This window comes from Desulfomonile tiedjei DSM 6799 (assembly GCF_000266945.1).
GTDB classification, from domain to species: domain Bacteria; phylum Desulfobacterota; class Desulfomonilia; order Desulfomonilales; family Desulfomonilaceae; genus Desulfomonile; species Desulfomonile tiedjei.
On the sequence record NC_018025.1, the window covers coordinates 3,359,533 to 3,374,594 of the forward strand.

The 15,062-nt window shown below is 50.3% G+C and carries 15 protein-coding genes; 3 read left to right on the top strand and 12 right to left on the bottom strand.

Annotated features, from left to right (window positions below; translation table 11 throughout):
• Window positions 1-26: 26 nt before the first annotated feature.
• The 3 genes from DESTI_RS14180 (at window position 27) to DESTI_RS14190 (ending at window position 3,421) form a co-directional block, all read left to right on the top strand.
• Window positions 27-788 (top strand): ABC transporter ATP-binding protein, encoded by a 762-nt coding sequence (locus DESTI_RS14180; protein WP_041287156.1) that lies wholly within the window; start codon window positions 27-29, stop codon window positions 786-788.
• A complete protein-coding gene (locus tag DESTI_RS14185) occupies window positions 778-1,818 on the top strand; it encodes an ABC transporter substrate-binding protein (RefSeq protein ID WP_014810660.1) in 1,041 nt (346 codons plus the stop codon). The genes DESTI_RS14180 and DESTI_RS14185 overlap by 11 nt, the downstream gene beginning before the upstream one ends.
• A gap of 310 nt (window positions 1,819-2,128) precedes the next feature.
• Window positions 2,129-3,421 (top strand): O-acetylhomoserine aminocarboxypropyltransferase/cysteine synthase family protein, encoded by a 1,293-nt coding sequence (locus tag DESTI_RS14190; protein WP_014810661.1) that lies wholly within the window; start codon window positions 2,129-2,131, stop codon window positions 3,419-3,421.
• Between the two features lie 72 nt (window positions 3,422-3,493).
• Here DESTI_RS14190 and DESTI_RS14195 read toward each other — a convergent pair whose 3' ends face one another.
• The 12 genes from DESTI_RS14195 to rpsA all read right to left on the bottom strand — a co-directional run bounded on the left by DESTI_RS14195 (window position 3,494) and on the right by rpsA (window position 14,973).
• Window positions 3,494-3,811: a DUF8180 domain-containing protein gene (locus tag DESTI_RS14195; RefSeq protein ID WP_014810662.1), complete on the bottom strand. Its 318-nt coding sequence runs from the start codon at window positions 3,809-3,811 to the stop codon at window positions 3,494-3,496.
• A 247-nt stretch (window positions 3,812-4,058) separates the two neighbouring features.
• Window positions 4,059-4,898: a type 1 glutamine amidotransferase gene (locus DESTI_RS28920; RefSeq protein ID WP_014810663.1), complete on the bottom strand. Its 840-nt coding sequence runs from the start codon at window positions 4,896-4,898 to the stop codon at window positions 4,059-4,061.
• 232 nt (window positions 4,899-5,130) lie between these two features.
• Entirely contained in the window at window positions 5,131-5,559 is a 429-nt protein-coding gene (locus DESTI_RS14205) for a hypothetical protein (protein WP_014810664.1), read from the bottom strand.
• Window positions 5,560-5,608: 49 nt separating this feature from the next.
• Window positions 5,609-6,682, bottom strand: a complete 1,074-nt coding sequence (locus DESTI_RS14210; protein WP_014810665.1) for a potassium channel family protein — start codon at window positions 6,680-6,682, stop codon at window positions 5,609-5,611.
• Between the two features lie 32 nt (window positions 6,683-6,714).
• The gene (gene hpt, locus DESTI_RS14215; RefSeq protein WP_014810666.1) at window positions 6,715-7,257 is read right to left on the bottom strand and encodes a hypoxanthine phosphoribosyltransferase; all 543 of its coding nucleotides are present in this window, start codon (window positions 7,255-7,257) and stop codon (window positions 6,715-6,717) included.
• Window positions 7,258-7,325: 68 nt separating this feature from the next.
• On the bottom strand, window positions 7,326-8,381 hold the full coding sequence (tsaD, locus tag DESTI_RS14220) for a tRNA (adenosine(37)-N6)-threonylcarbamoyltransferase complex transferase subunit TsaD (RefSeq protein WP_014810667.1): 1,056 nt from the start codon (window positions 8,379-8,381) through the stop codon (window positions 7,326-7,328).
• On the bottom strand, window positions 8,381-10,123 hold the full coding sequence (locus tag DESTI_RS14225) for an AAA family ATPase (RefSeq protein ID WP_014810668.1): 1,743 nt from the start codon (window positions 10,121-10,123) through the stop codon (window positions 8,381-8,383). The genes tsaD and DESTI_RS14225 overlap by 1 nt, the downstream gene beginning before the upstream one ends.
• A 59-nt stretch (window positions 10,124-10,182) precedes the next feature.
• On the bottom strand, window positions 10,183-10,929 hold the full coding sequence (locus tag DESTI_RS14230; protein ID WP_014810669.1) for a PspA/IM30 family protein: 747 nt from the start codon (window positions 10,927-10,929) through the stop codon (window positions 10,183-10,185).
• Window positions 10,930-11,079: 150 nt separating this feature from the next.
• On the bottom strand, window positions 11,080-11,646 hold the full coding sequence (locus DESTI_RS14235) for a 5' nucleotidase, NT5C type (protein WP_014810670.1): 567 nt from the start codon (window positions 11,644-11,646) through the stop codon (window positions 11,080-11,082).
• Between the two features lie 30 nt (window positions 11,647-11,676).
• Complete coding sequence (locus DESTI_RS14240) at window positions 11,677-12,426, bottom strand: ABC transporter permease (protein ID WP_014810671.1); 750 nt, start codon at window positions 12,424-12,426, stop codon at window positions 11,677-11,679.
• Complete coding sequence (locus DESTI_RS14245) at window positions 12,423-13,568, bottom strand: ATP-binding cassette domain-containing protein (RefSeq protein ID WP_211213679.1); 1,146 nt, start codon at window positions 13,566-13,568, stop codon at window positions 12,423-12,425. Before DESTI_RS14245 ends, DESTI_RS14240 begins: the two co-directional genes overlap by 4 nt.
• On the bottom strand, window positions 13,513-14,973 hold the full coding sequence (rpsA, locus tag DESTI_RS14250; RefSeq protein ID WP_014810673.1) for a 30S ribosomal protein S1: 1,461 nt from the start codon (window positions 14,971-14,973) through the stop codon (window positions 13,513-13,515). Before rpsA ends, DESTI_RS14245 begins: the two co-directional genes overlap by 56 nt.
• Window positions 14,974-15,062: the final 89 nt, after the last annotated feature.

Consider the following 15,062-nt stretch of genomic DNA (forward strand, 5'->3'; position numbering starts at 1 on the left):
AAGTCTGTGGATTATCAAAGCAATACATGGAGCGCCGGACGGCGCCCAGGACAGTCAACTGTTCGCCTAACGTGGAACAGGGCACGTATTTGGAGGTCCTGAACGACATAAATCTCCACTTTGAGGATGGAGAGCTTGTATGTTTGCTCGGACCTTCAGGTTGTGGCAAGACCACGCTCGTACGCATCATTGCCGGATTTGAGCAACCGACTTCAGGGTCTGTAACGATTGACGGGAAGCAGGTCAAGGGCCCGAGTTCCAATCATATCTTTGTCTTTCAGCACAATGGTTTACTGCCGTGGATGACTGTTTGGGATAACGTCCGGCTGGGGTTGCGGCACATGAGCGACAAAGAACAGATGGGCGACCGGATTCGGGAATATCTCGATATTGTGAACCTGACCGGTTTCGAGCACCATTATCCTCACCAGCTTTCAGGAGGGATGCAGAGACGTGCAGAATTGGCGCGGGCTCTCGTCGTAAATCCGGACGTATTGTTAATGGACGAGCCTTTCGCAGGACTGGATTTTTTGACTCGCCTCAAAATGCGGGAAGAAATTATCAACATGCATGAATACTTTCGCAAGACCATCCTGTTCATTACTCACGATATTGAAGAGGCTCTGGTCATGGCAGATCGCATGGTGGTTTTCAGCGATCGGCCTGCTCAAGTACGCATGAATCTTAAACTTAGCTGTTCTCACCCGCGTGATTTTACGAAGGAATCTGCCCTCGAAGATTTGAGACGATCCGTCTACATGGAGCTTGGAGTTCATTATGCTCTCTAGGCTTTACAATAGAATTTCAACAGGCTTGTGGATTGGCATGCTCGCGATCCTGTGGCTCGCAATTATTTCAGGTCTGCACTTTTGGCTGAATTTCGACCATGACACCAGAAAACTGGTACGCATGGGTTACATGCCGGTGGTCACCAATCTGGCTGCTCCTCTGCTGGACCGTGCTTGCGAAGCGAACCGCCCGGTGCGTTACGAAGCATTGAAGTTTTCTTCGTTCGCAGAGATGGGCGAAGCCCTGCGCAACGGCCAGATCCAGGCAGCGTTTATAATAGCGCCATTATCTATCGTCCTACACCAACAGGGTGCGGGTGTGAAAATAGTGTACATCGGGAACCGTCATGAGAGCACCCTAGTTTGCAGGAAAGACTTGCAGGCGAAAACATTTCGGGATCTTGCCCGGAAATCTATTGCCGTGCCCATGCGATATTCCGGTCACAACATTGCAACGAGACTGCTTGCGGAGCAATTCGGTCTTCAAGGGCCGGACCTCAACGTTGTGGAGATGAATCCTCCTGATATGCCGTCGGCATTGGCTACCGGAGCACTCGACGCATACTTTGTTGGCGAGCCGTTTGCTGCAAAGACAGTGCGAGCAAACGAATCGAACGTGCTCTGCTACGTTGAACAGGTTTGGCCCGGTTTCATCTGCAACCTGATGATCGTGAGAGACGAACTCATACAGAACGATCGCGAGACAGTCCGGGACCTTGTTCATACAGCGGCCCGATCTGGAATATGGGCCAAACGGAATACGAAATCTGCCTCGGAAATCGCTTCAAAATACTGGAATCAGCCAATTGAGCTGGTTGAATATGCTATGGACACGCCGCCCGGAAGAATCGTTTTCGATCAGTTTATTCCCAAGAAAGAGGAGATTCAGAATCTTGCCGATCTGATGGTCAAGTTCAAGCTCCTGGAAAGCAACGACATTACGGGTCTCGTGGATGACAGCTTCGCCAGAAGCGTTAATCTTGAAGGAATAACCGACCTTCGGAGCATTTTTTCCGAGCAGAGGAAGTGACGGAAAAACAGAGAAGGAATTGCTTATAGGAATTGCTAAAACTAATGTCCGATTGAGGACAGGGGTACTGGTGGGTGCCGTGCCTCCGTGCCGGTACATCTTCAATATGATCAATGATATCGATAGAATGGACCGGCAGAGACATCGGTCCCTACCAATATCCTGTAATTCCACACGCGGGATAAACGACAGAATTCTTGGCACTGACTATAGAATTCTGCAAACTTTCTTCTCGGAAAACTCATTGCGCGACGCGTTGATTTGAGGTACTTCTTTAGGGAACAATGGTGATATTCAAGGAGAGTCTTCTTTGAGATCAGAAAAACCGCAATACCGATTCAATACGTTGGCCGTGCATGGCGGTCAGGAACCGGATCTGGGCACACTCGCCCGGGGAGTACCCGTTCATCGCACATCTTCCTTCATATTCAAAGATGCCAAACACGCCTCAGATTTGTTCTCATTGAAAGAATTGGGATTCATCTATACGAGGTTGACCAATCCCACATCCGATGTTCTCGAAAAGCGTATGGCCGCGTTAGACAACGGAGTAGCGGCACTCTCGCTTGCCTCCGGTACTTCCGCAATATTCTACACCTTGATAAATGTGATGGAATCCGGTGACGAGTTTGTGTCCACATCGAACTTGTATGGTGGAACGTACACCATGTTCAATGACATCTTGCCCCAGTTCGGCATGAAAGTACGATTTGTCGATTACCGGGATCTCAAAGCAATGCGGGACTCGATTCATGACAAGACTCGTGCGATCTTCCTTGAAACCATAGGTAACCCTGAGCTGGGCGTGCCCGATTTTGAAGAAATCTCCAAGATAGCCAAGGACGCACATATTCCGTTCATCGTGGATTCGACATTTACCACCCCTTATCTCTTCAGACCGTTAGAACATGGAGCGGACATTGTCATACATTCTTTGACTAAATGGATCGGCGGACACGGAACAGGAATCGGCGGAATTGTGGTCGACGGCGGGAAATTCGACTGGTCCGATCCGAAATTCACGTTGTACAATCGTCCTGAGACGTCCTACTCGGGTATTCGCTTCGGCAGTGACTTGGGAGATCTTCAGTCTTTGGCCTTTATTCTGCGTATGAGACTTGTTCCCCTTCGGAATCTTGGGGCCTGTATTAGTCCGGACAATTCATGGATGTTTCTCCAGGGAATCGAGACACTGTTCTTGAGGATGGAGCGTCATTGCTCCAATGCACTGGCTGTTGCCGAGTTCCTGAGTAACGATCCGAGAGTCCAATGGGTACGGTATCCGGGACTAAAGGCTGACCCGAGCTATGCTAACGCTCAGAAATATTTCTTCAAGGGACTTGCGGGCGGCGTCGTAGTGTTCGGTCCAAAAGGCGGACCGGCGAAAGCCGAAGCATTCATAGATCGCCTCAAATTGTTTTCACATCTCGCGAATGTGGGCGACGCAAAGAGTCTTGCCATACACCCGGCGAGCACAACGCACTCGCAGTTGTCCCCGGAGCAACAGATGGAAGCGGGATTCGCTTCCGATCTGGTCAGGCTTTCGGTAGGCATCGAAGACATCGACGATATTATTGGGGATCTCGATCAGGCCCTAGGTTAGGAGGGATGAATCACGCCGAGGCTGTTCTGGAACAGCGATTCGGCGTATCTTCGTAGAGCAGTATTCCTCGGTCTATTTCTTCGACTTCACATCGGCATCATGTGAATGCGGGCTGTGGTGGTGATGGCCATGATCGTGGGAATGCCCATGCCCGCCATGCGCGTGATCGTGACCGTGCTCGGAGACTGACCCACCAAGTATTGTCAGTGCCCGTTCGAATTCATGGTTGGCTGCCTTTACCAGACTTATGGCGCGGCGCACATCCTCTGCAGCTTCGTTCAGGCCCATCCCCTCAAGGTTCCCGGCCATCTCGACATAGCCCGTCAAATGCTCGTTATTGTGGTTGATCCAATGAGTCAGACGCACTCTGTTCTTCTGAATATCATCCATCGTTTTCCCTCATACAAAAGTATTTCCAAACCAATCTCTGATGGCTCGTAATAGTGCACGCTAAACGAGTGAAATCGGGGAATCCCTTCTGGTAAGAAGTGTTTTTCCGAACCTATCCGACGAACTTCTAAAATCTGCGCATAAGTGTTAATTTCATACTTAAAAATATGTACTTACACGCGACATCGAAATTGTTGATGGTTTGGGGAACCTTCTTCCACAGGGAACTCCCCAAATCTTACTGCTTTTAGCGCGTATTGTTAAGAGCCACCATCTTGAGGAAATTGGCCAGGAGGATTTTTCCATCGGTGCAGGTATTTTGAGGCAAATTGCCGGTACGTTCGGGATGGAATGCCATTCCATACACGAGTTTGCCGGGTATTCGGATCAATTGCACTTCGGACAGATTGCTTCTGGCCAGGTTCACAAAAGGTTCAGGAATGCTCTTCACTTCTTCGTAATGGCTTTCCATGACTTGAAAAGACCCCGGTATCGCTAATCCTGAGAATATGGGATCCGGTCTCAGCATCTCAAGTTGGGCAATACCTTTTTCGGATACAGCCTCTTTCGGATAACGTTCTGGAAAGAGGACCGAAAACCGCGTGTCTATGAAGTCTACTTTAGCCCCGAAGGTCAGAGCCAGGAACTGGTGTCCACCGCATATGCCTAGGATCGGCATGCCACGGTCTGCAACAAGGGATTTCAGCACCTGTTTCGCATATTCAAGCTGTTCGCCGGCCCGGCCGCGGTACATGTGCCAGGGAGTGCTTTGAGGGCTGAGCACCAGGAAATCAGGTCGTATACGGTCAAGTGCACTGCTGGAGAATTCGGAATAATGCAGGTAACTCAAATCGGCTTTCAGGTTTCTTGCAGCCGGTACACTTTGACTCACGCCGTGAGTCAAGACGTGCACAAGCTCCCGGTAACGGTCCTGTTCGGGACCGGAAAGCTCAAGGTCAATCAGGAGACCACGCAGAATGTGTTCACTGGGAGTCAAATACCACATCAGAGAAACTATCAGGATGCAGGCCACTATGACAGAGATAAGCACCCGATTCAAAGAGATCTTCGGCGAAACGCCTGCCATTGTTCAGGACCTTGAGTAATACTTGAGGAACCTTTTTTGTAAAAAAAGGTTCCTCAAGCTCCTCCAAAAAACTTCTAACACTTGTTCAAGACATGGTTTTTTCGATAGAAAAAACCATGTCTTGAACCAAATGCTAAAAGTTCTTGGGAAGAGGCTTGGGCCCCGCCAGACGCGGGGTTACAAGAAGGGTTTCCCCAGTATTTACTGCTTCAACGCAAATAGGTATCAGGTATTATTGCATTCCCGTTTGGGGAGGCCCGTAACCGGGCGCGTACCCGTATGGTACACCCCAGGGGTTCGGCGGTCTCCGCAAGAAAACCTTGTACGTGTCTCCGGTAATATCTCGGAAAAGGCCTCTTATGGTTCCATCGGCATAGAGATTTCCCTGGAACGTATTTCCCTCTTTCTCTCCGAAGATGGTATTTCCTCGAATTTTGCCGTTGATTTTGAACCGAGCTTTTCCCAGGAAGTTGCTGCCTTCGACGATTCCTTCGATATCTTCGCCTTTTTGATAGTGGATGGTCACGCTGCCTTCAGCGCCGAAAATCGGACCCTTGGCATTTCCCACCCATTGGCCCCGGATATCATATCCCGATGCACAAGAAAAGGACGCGATTCCAACCAATCCCACAACGCACATAATACAGAAGTACTTTTTCATAAGAGTATCTCTTAACACATGAAGGACATGAAATAAAGTCAAATATCAGCTATGTTCCGGAAGTATTCAAACTTCTTGCAGAAGTTTTTGAGTTTCCCGAAGCTTCTTTTTCCAGGATTGCCAGATTCTCCTTTTCTCCCATGGAGATGAGTGTATCACCCGCTTCTATAACCGTTTGAGGACCGGGGTTGAACACCATCTGACCGTTTCGCTTCTTAACAGCAATGATAATCAGATTCAACTCCCGGCGGATCTCCGTTTCTATGAGCTTTTTTCCGCAGTAGGGGGAATGCTCTAAAAGTTTTACTTCTTCAATCTCGATGTCATATTTTCTGTGGTCCATTGCGACTTCCAGAAAACTCATGACTTCGGGTTTCAAGATTCCCATGACCAGCCGCATGCCGCCTATTTTGTACGGGCTTATCACACGAGTCGCTCCAGCCCGGAGCAGTTTCTTGGCTGCGGATTCTTCACCGGCCCTTGCGATGATCTCAAGCTCTTCATTCAGCTCCCGCGCTGTAAGGACAACGTACACATTCGACGCATCGGAATCGAGTACAGACACAAGACCTCTCGCGTTCTTTATACCAGCCTTCAGCAATACATCCTCTTCCGTGGCATCTCCCGGCGAAAGGAAGTAACCTGACTGCACGATTCGGTCCTGAATTTCGCTCCTGTTTTCAACGATTACGAAAGAAATTCCCCTCGCGTGCAATTCTTCACATATGAAAGAGCCCATGCGGCCGAATCCGCAAATGATGAAATGGTTCCTGAGTTTTTCTATGGCCTTCATGGAGCGACGCCTCGTCAGAATCTTGTTGATCTCTCCCTCAATCAGCATTTTAGTGCCGGTAACGAGGGTGTATGCAACGACCCCAAACCCGGAAAGAATAATGAAGAGAGTGAATATTTTCCCTTCATTCCCGAGGTCATGAACCTCTTTGAATCCTATACCGGTGATGGTAATTACGGTCATGTAAAAGCCATCCAATAACGGCCATTCGAACAATAGGTGATATCCCGAGGTACCAATCACCAGAACGATAGTCAGTCCCACCAGCGCCCGCACAAGTGCGTGCTGAAAGCTAAAGAATCCGATTTTCCGGGGCTTCTGTGTCGGCATTCTCTCAGATTTCCATTCGTCGAAACACCTGGTTATCCATTGGTTGAATCGTCATCTTCCAGAACGTACAGACTACCGTGACATCTGTCCTGCTCGTCACAGTCCAGACCGTATCCGACGATAAATCCTTCTTCGATTTTGAAGCCGCAATAATCGAGGTCTACGTGTTTTTCGCGTCTTCCGGTCTTATTTACCAGCGCAGCCAATTCGAGAGTTCTGGGTTTTCTTTCGAGAAGCTTTTTCTTGTACTCGCTCAGGGTGAGGCCGGAATCCACGATATCGTCCACAAGAATCACATTTCTATTTTCCACTGACATTCCCACATCCAGAAGGATGTCCAATTTTCCACTGGAGACCGTCGCATCTTTGTAGGATGAGATTCTCACAAAATCCACCTGACAACTGACACTGATGCTTCTCACGAGATCGGCCATGAACATGAAAGCACCTTTCAGTATCCCGATCAGCAACACATTTCCTTCGGGGTATTTGGTCGATATCTCCCGGCCGATCTCTGCAACCCGAGCAGCAATAGCGCGCTCATCAAAAAGTACTTTCTTGGTCAGGTGCCCCATACTGATTTCCTACCTCTCTCTATCAGAATCGAATCCCATCGCGGGGACTATTACCGCATAAGATTGTATTACCAGCGGCTCTTTGCACCGAAATCCAGGTTATCCACCATCCCCAAGGAAAGCAGGCTGGCCGCCCGCGCGGCAATCATGGCCCCATTGTCGGTACAAAGCCTTGGCGAGGGAAACACGGTTTCTATTCCTCGTCGGATTCCCTCGGAATTCATTTTTCGCCTCAGCTCGCGGTTTGCGGCTACTCCTCCACAAATTACCAACTTATCAGCCTGATACATTTCAGCGGCTCTGAGTCCCTTTGCGGTGAGGACGTCAGTTACTGCATCCTGGAACGCGGCAGCAATGAGCTTGACCCCGGAGTCCACCCCGCTTCCTTTATGGGGAACAGGAAGGGGATGAAAACTCCCGGGAAGATTCTTATATCCTGCCTGGCCGTACAATTCCTCCGCTTGCCTGAGGACTGCGGTCTTCAGTCCTGAAAAAGAAAAATCGAGATTATCATTTTCCATCAATGCCCTGGGAAATCGCAGCTTCCCCGGATCCGTGCCATTGGACAGACCATCAATGACTACTCCTCCAGGGTATCCGAGGCCCAATAGTTTTGCCACCTTGTCATAGGCTTCTCCAGCCGCGTCGTCTCGGGTTCGTCCCAGAAGTTGGATTTCCAGAGGTCCTTTCACATGATACAGACTGGTGTGTCCTCCAGAGACAACCAATCCGATAAACGGAAACTGTATGTCGTTTCGTTCCAGGAAGACAGCGAACAGATGCCCATGCAGGTGGTTGACGCCTATCAAAGGTTTGTTCAAGGCAAAAGCAATGCTCTTTGCCGCACTGATCCCCACCAGCAACGCCCCGATGAGACCGGGCCCGCGTGTCACGCCTATACCGTCCAGCTCTTCGGGATTCACTCCCGCTCGTTCCAGTGCTTCCTGAATCACCATCGAGATTACCTCGACGTGCTTCCGTGAAGCCAGCTCAGGAACAACCCCGCCGTATTCTTTATGAATATCGACCTGTGAAAGAACGACATCCGACAATATGGTCCTGCCGTCACGTACTACCGCAGCAGCGGTTTCATCGCAGGAAGTTTCGATTCCGAGAACCAGCATCAGTTTTGGCCTATGAGCATTCTAATTGTTTGAAGTCGATCCTGAATGAGTTCCTTGGAAACCGTGGCATACCGATCCGGCAGGATTTCTCTGGAGGTACACTCGAGGACTGCGAGAAGCTCCTGATATTCGCGCTGTCGCGCAATGTCGGACGGGATGAAATCTTTAGCTTCTTCGAGCACCATTTCCGGTGATAAAGAGCCCTCGATGACACGGCGACGTTTCAACTCAGTAACCAGTTGATCGAAATCCGCGGGAAAATATTCGTGGGTCAAACGAAGGAATTCTTCCTTATACGCAGAGGAAAAGTCCACAAGATCCACCCCGGCCTGGGAAAGAACGTGCTTGACGAAGGCCTCTTTTTCTTCTCCTTCGCTCGCGAATACGGGCAAATGCTCCCCTGCCCTGCCCGAGCGCTTTATATCCGGCTCCAACCTGTCGGGTCTGGCGGTGATGATGATCCACACTATTCGGCCGCGATTCTCATCCGCGGACATCATCTTGAGAATATTCCCGAAAAGGCGTCTGTCAACATCGTGGGTCTGGGCGCTGCGACCTCCGATTTCAGTGTCGGCCTCGTCATAGATGACCATGACATTGCCCATGGCTTCGAGAACGGAACGTATACGCTCCCAGTTTTTCTCAGTCTGTCCCACATAAGGTCCGCGGATATTCTTGAGGACAACGGCAATCCAGCCGCATTCTTTGGCGAACGCTTTGTATATGAACGTCTTGCCCACTCCGTTTGCACCCGGAACAAGTATTCCCACAGGCATTATGTCCGGATCGCTCCCTCGAAGGCATGCTTTCAGCTCATTAAGCTTCTTGAGTAACCTGGACGCTCCGATGACCTTTTCAAAACCGTACGCAAGATTCGGGAACTCTATGTGTCCTTCCAATTCTTTTTCGATAATTTCTTTTGATTTTTCAAAGATCAGATCGGGAGTCAGCGTGTTTCCCTTGTATGCAGCCTGTCGGAATATCTGGCGTATAGAAAGCAGCGTAAGACCGGCACTGCTGTAAGCAAGATGAGCCGATGAGACATCCGAGGAAACGTTCTCTTCTTTCAACAGGTATTCGATATAGCGTTTTCGCTCTTCTTCCTTGGGTCGATCTATTTTGATAGCCGAACAGTAGGGGAGATCGACAATGCGTTCGTTAATGCCGTTCAAGGTTTCGGCGGTCATAAATACGATATCCGGAGAGGCAATGAACCCGCTGTCAGACAGCCAATTTTCCAGCGTGATGATCTTCAACCGATCGGAATCCAGCGCGACGTCACCGCGAAACGGCGGAGCAACAGCTTCCGCGTACCGGATAATAATTGCGAAGTCTTTGCGAATCGTCCTCCCGGGAGAATCTTCCTTCGGGACCATCACATTGAAGCGGGTCAGTTCCCTCATGACTGCGCATGCAACGATAACGTCCCCTCTTGATGATTCCAATACCGTCCGAAGTCTGGTCTCTCCCATGATGTTCGCGAGCAACTGACGGTCGAGAGGATTGAGGAACGAGATGCCGGTTGCCGGATCGTAGAGCAGAACAATTCGCGGAGCAGTCGCCTTATCCGGTTTTATGAGGGCTTCAACCAGGAAATCCACCAAGTTGACGTATCTGTCTTCCGACACCGGGTAGATATCTTTGGTATTCCCGTAAATAATAAACGCGTTCGATTGAGACGAAACGTACTTTTCTTTTATTTTCCGAGCAAATTCTGGTGGTTCAGGACCATTCTCATTCATAGTCTTGCTTGTAGATCGAGGATGCCGAGCCGGATTTTTACTCTGGAAGTATAGTGATTTCAGCCGAGTTCTCTCTCTCGATCGGGTGTTCCGGCTTTAACCCCGGTTCTTGCTTTGAGCAGCTCGTCAAATTTTGATGCAGCTTCTCGTTCCGCCCCCACTTGTTCGTACGTGCGGTCCTGAGTGGCCAGAGTCGCACTGCTCATCTCAGTGGCAATTTTGGCCCGGGAACGCATTGTGGCAACTTTTTCTCGGATCGCGACAATAGATTCGTCAACGGCCGTTTCGCCCAGACCTCTCAGCCTGTCTTCAAGATGAAGGACCTGCTGGGTGGAGACAAACTCTGCGATCATCTCTCCTTGTTCTCTTTGGAGTCGCGTGATCTCTTCAGTAAACGAGCGCAACCGCATTTTGTATTCTTCGACTTTGGTCCGTTGGGATTCGAACTCCGTTACCAACGTTGCCTGTTTTTCGTCAATCTCCTTGATACGGGCCAGATAACGTGTTCCTGCCTCACGGTGCGCAGGATTATTGGGATCTGATTCTGCGGAAGCCAAAGCTCCGTCGAGCTTCTTTTGCAGCTCCACTTCTTCCCTTTCAAGATCTCTCAGGGTTGTCTCGGTGCGATCGCGTTCCCGTGCCAGAAGTGCAACTGCGTTCTCCATTTCTTTGTAGCGCTTCTTTGCTTGATCGATTGCTGTGGCATAGGTCGCACGTATAGCTTCCGGGCTCGAGGACACCACATCATCGCCGGCAGTGATAAATATTCCGCGTATTCTGGCCCACAGTTTTCCAAAGAAACCCATTTTCGATTCTCCTTTGTCAGGGGGAACACCAGGAATGGAGATTGTTACGCCGCCATTTTATCGAGGATCGCCCCGGTGTCAAGCACGATAGGCCTTGTGCACAGGCCGTTCCGATTCAAATTTGTGAGGTTGCCTCGTGGTCGGGAAAGACTACTCGATGGTCGCATTCGATTCGATAAGCCAGCTTTCGAGTTCGGACCAGTTATGAAATCTTTTCGTGACAGGTATTTTGGTCTCACGATTCCACGGCTGAACCATAAGCCCCACCCCGATCCCCATATCGAGATAATCCTGTAGATGAGCGGGATCGTCCTCGACAATGAAATCCACCGCGTGGTCCGCCAGGAAGGAGCGCTTGTCCCTGTTCCCGCCGATCACGATCATTTCAGGAACGGTGGGATTCCAGGGAAGAGCTTCGAGCTGTCTCAAGGCTGTTTCCGGTGCGTGACGTCCTGTTATAAAAAGCAGAGGAGAATTTAACTGCTTATACAATCTGCTCAATGTCAACACTGCGCCCGCATAAGGTTCGATCTTCTTCCGGGCAAACATGTAGGTCACTGCATCGTTCAATACGTTAAAATCAAGTCCCAGAGGTTCCAATTCCCATGATTTCAGATCGCTCGGCTGCAAATTTCGGCCGGTCAAAGCGTTCACACGCTCAAGAATTACCTCAATCGACCTGAGAACCACTCCGTCTACATCGAATGCAATTCTCATATATGAGAGCTCCCTCTCTTATGTCCGTCATTACGCGGGCATTCTCTCGAAGAGAAAAGCCCCTGCTAACGTTGCCACGACAGAGAATACCACAAGTACGGCAAGATCGAGCAAAGGAGAAAATTCATAAGGACCGCCCAACGCGAATCGCATCCCATCAATGCCATAGGTGAGAGGATTGATTTTCGTCAGGATCGAAAGCCATTCGGGAATTCCTTCCAAAGGAAATAGAGCGCCGGAAAGAAAGAACACCGGCATAATAAGAAAATTCATGATCAACTGGAATCCGTGAGGATCGCTCATCAAGGCCGCAGCAGCTATGCCGAGCGCTACGAAAGCCGCAGAGATCACAAACATGAATACCAGTGCAGCCAACATACCGAAAATATCGACCCGCACAAGCCCCGCTATGGCCAGTGCGGCCAATAGCAGGCACCCTTTGATCATAGAAGTCGTTACCGTACCAATCGTTTTTCCGGCCATGATCGATACACGGCTGACCGGCGCAACAAGTATTTCCTTGAGGAATCCGAACTGCCTGTCCCAGAGGACACTCAGTCCGCCGAACATGGAGGAAAACAGCAAAGTCATGCCGATAATTCCCGGTCCGATGAACTGGACGTACGAGACACCGCCCCTGTACTGGAAGAAACCGCTGAATCCGGTTCCCAGGACAACGAGGAACAGCACCGGGAACGCCATGGACCCCACCAGCCTGCTCTTGTTCCTGACGAACTTCTTCATCTCCCGGAGCCACAAGGTGTATATCGTAGAGATCATCGTCTCCGTCTCAACATGAGAATACGCATCCTCTCCGTCGGTTCGGCTACTTCCGATTCGCGTATTTCCCTGCCCGTCAACTCAATGAACACATCTTCAAGGTTCGGTTTTCTCATTGAAACCGAGGTAATGGCCACTCCGAACGTCTGCGCGGTTTGAAATACTCTCGGAATAATCGCCTCTCCCTGATTTACGGTCAGAAGAATCCGACCGTTTTCCAATGCAACATCCTGTACGCCTTCCATTGCCACCAACTCGTCCGCGAATCTCTCTTGGGGGGGCGAGACTTCCAATTCAAGGAGTTCCCCTCCCAAACGGGCTTTCAGGTTTTGAGGCGTATCCAGAGCCACAATTCTTCCGCTGTCGATAATGGCTATCCTGGAACACAACTGATCGGCCTCATCCATATAATGAGTCGTGAGGATGATCGTCGTTCCGAAGACCTCCTTGAGATTCTCTATGTACGCCCAGATTTTTCTTCTCGTCTGAGGGTCCAGGCCGAGAGTCGGTTCATCCAGAAAGAGCACCTGCGGCATATGCATGAGACCCCGGGCAATTTCAAGTCTTCTCCGCATTCCCCCAGAATAGGTTTTGACCAGATAATTCTTTCGGTCTTTCAGATCGACGAGTTCCAGCACTTCATCAATTCGCCTCCGGCGCAGTGCTGCTGCAAGTCCGTACAATCTGCCATGGAAATCAAGGTTCTCCTCACCCGTGAGATCTTCATCAAGACTAGGATCTTGAAACACTATACCAATGCATTTTCGGACTTTGGCCTGTTCACGCTCGATGTTCCTCTCGCAAACCATCGCGGTTCCGGATGTCTGCTTGAGTATTGTGGCCAGAATGGAAATGAGCGTGGTCTTGCCTGCCCCGTTGGGACCGAGCAAGCCGAAAAGTTCGCCCTGTTCGATCTCCAGGCTTATTTCATTCAGTGCGGTGACGCCTCCGAACTTCTTGACGAGTGCGTCTATGGTTATTACTGCGGAAACGGGGCATCCTCCAATGAGAAGAAGGGAACAGCACAAAGCCGCTGACTTATCGGCGATGACGTCGGGCCCAGACAGATTTCCTTGCTCAGGCTGTTCATTGTTTGAGCTTGTCTTTGAGCAGTTGTCCCAGCGTGCCAAAAGAGGACTCACGATTCCTGCCGCTCACGAATTCCTTGAACTGTTCATCTTCAGCATTTTTCTTCAGAGTTTTCGTGCTCAAAGAAATCTTGCCCGAATCGGGCTCGATGGATAGGACCTGCACCTGGAGTCTGGAGTCCAAAGGAAATCTCCCCCGAAGATCGCCGCTCCGGCCGTCGCCAATTTCCGAAACATGCAGAAGCCCTGTTTTGTTCCCGGGAAGGCTGACGAATACACCATAATCCTTCACGGACTCTACCGTTCCTTCTACCACGTCCCCGGACTGCAGTGCTGCATGCCCTTCGGATTCTTCAGTCGTCACGGAGTGCTTGAGCTCCAAACCTATGCGACGAGCGCCCTGATCGACAGACAAAACGCGAGCTTCCACGGAATCCCCTTCCGAGAGCACCTCTTTCGGATGATTGATCCGACGCCCCATGCCCAGATTGGAAATATGGATCAATCCTTCGATTCCCGGCTCCAATTCTACGAATGCACCGAAATTCATCAATTTCTTGACTGTCCCGCGAATTACGGATTGCTCCGGAAAGCGCTGTGCAACAGTATCCCAGGGGTCTTCGAGAACCTGTTTCATGCTCAGGGATATACGCCTGTTCGCCCAATCCAAATCCATGACTTTGACAGAAACCGATTCCCCTGTCTTGAGTACGTCCGATACATCCGCAACCCGATACCACGCGAGTTCGGACATCGGGATAAGACCTTCGACTCCCCCGATATCGACGAAAGCTCCAAAGGGGGCGAGTTTTTGGACCGTTCCCTGAATAATGTCACCGGGCTTGAGGGTCTTCTTCAGTTCTTCGGCCTGTCGCATGCGTTCCTCTTCCATTATGGCTCTTCGGGACACCACAATGTTCCTTCCACGATCGGAATATTCCGCTATGCGGAATGAGAAACGCTTTCCGATGTAATCATCCGGCATGCCACCAGACTGAATATCTATCTGCGAAAACGGACAGAAGGCCTGCTTGCCGAAAATGGTTACGGTATAACCGCCCTTTCTTTCTCCGGTAACAACCCCTTCGACGGGCACTCCGCTCTTTTGGGCTCCTCTGATTGCATCCTCACCGGCAGCAGCAGTCATCTTAATGCTTAGCAATACTTCGCCGGCCCGGGTGCTGACCACATATGCGGAAATCGTATCTCCAACTCGGACCTTTAGCTCACCATCATCATCCAACAGCTCTTCACGAGATATCGCCCCCTCGGTTTTGGCCCCGATATCGACAAAAATCCATTCAGAACCGATGGAGACGACAGTTCCTTCTATCTTGGTGTCGCGCTGGACGCGAGTATCCTGTTGCTTTGAGCTGGCTTCAAAAAGCGATGTAAAATCCTCTTGTTCCTCTTCCTCGACCGGAGAGAAAGGTACATCTCCCGGCTGGTTCTCTGTCATGGCCACAATCCCTTCTTCATGTATTCGGAATTCTTGTTACCTTTTTTTGCCGCGGGTTGCAAGAGGCCCCAGTTTCTGGTAATAGGATA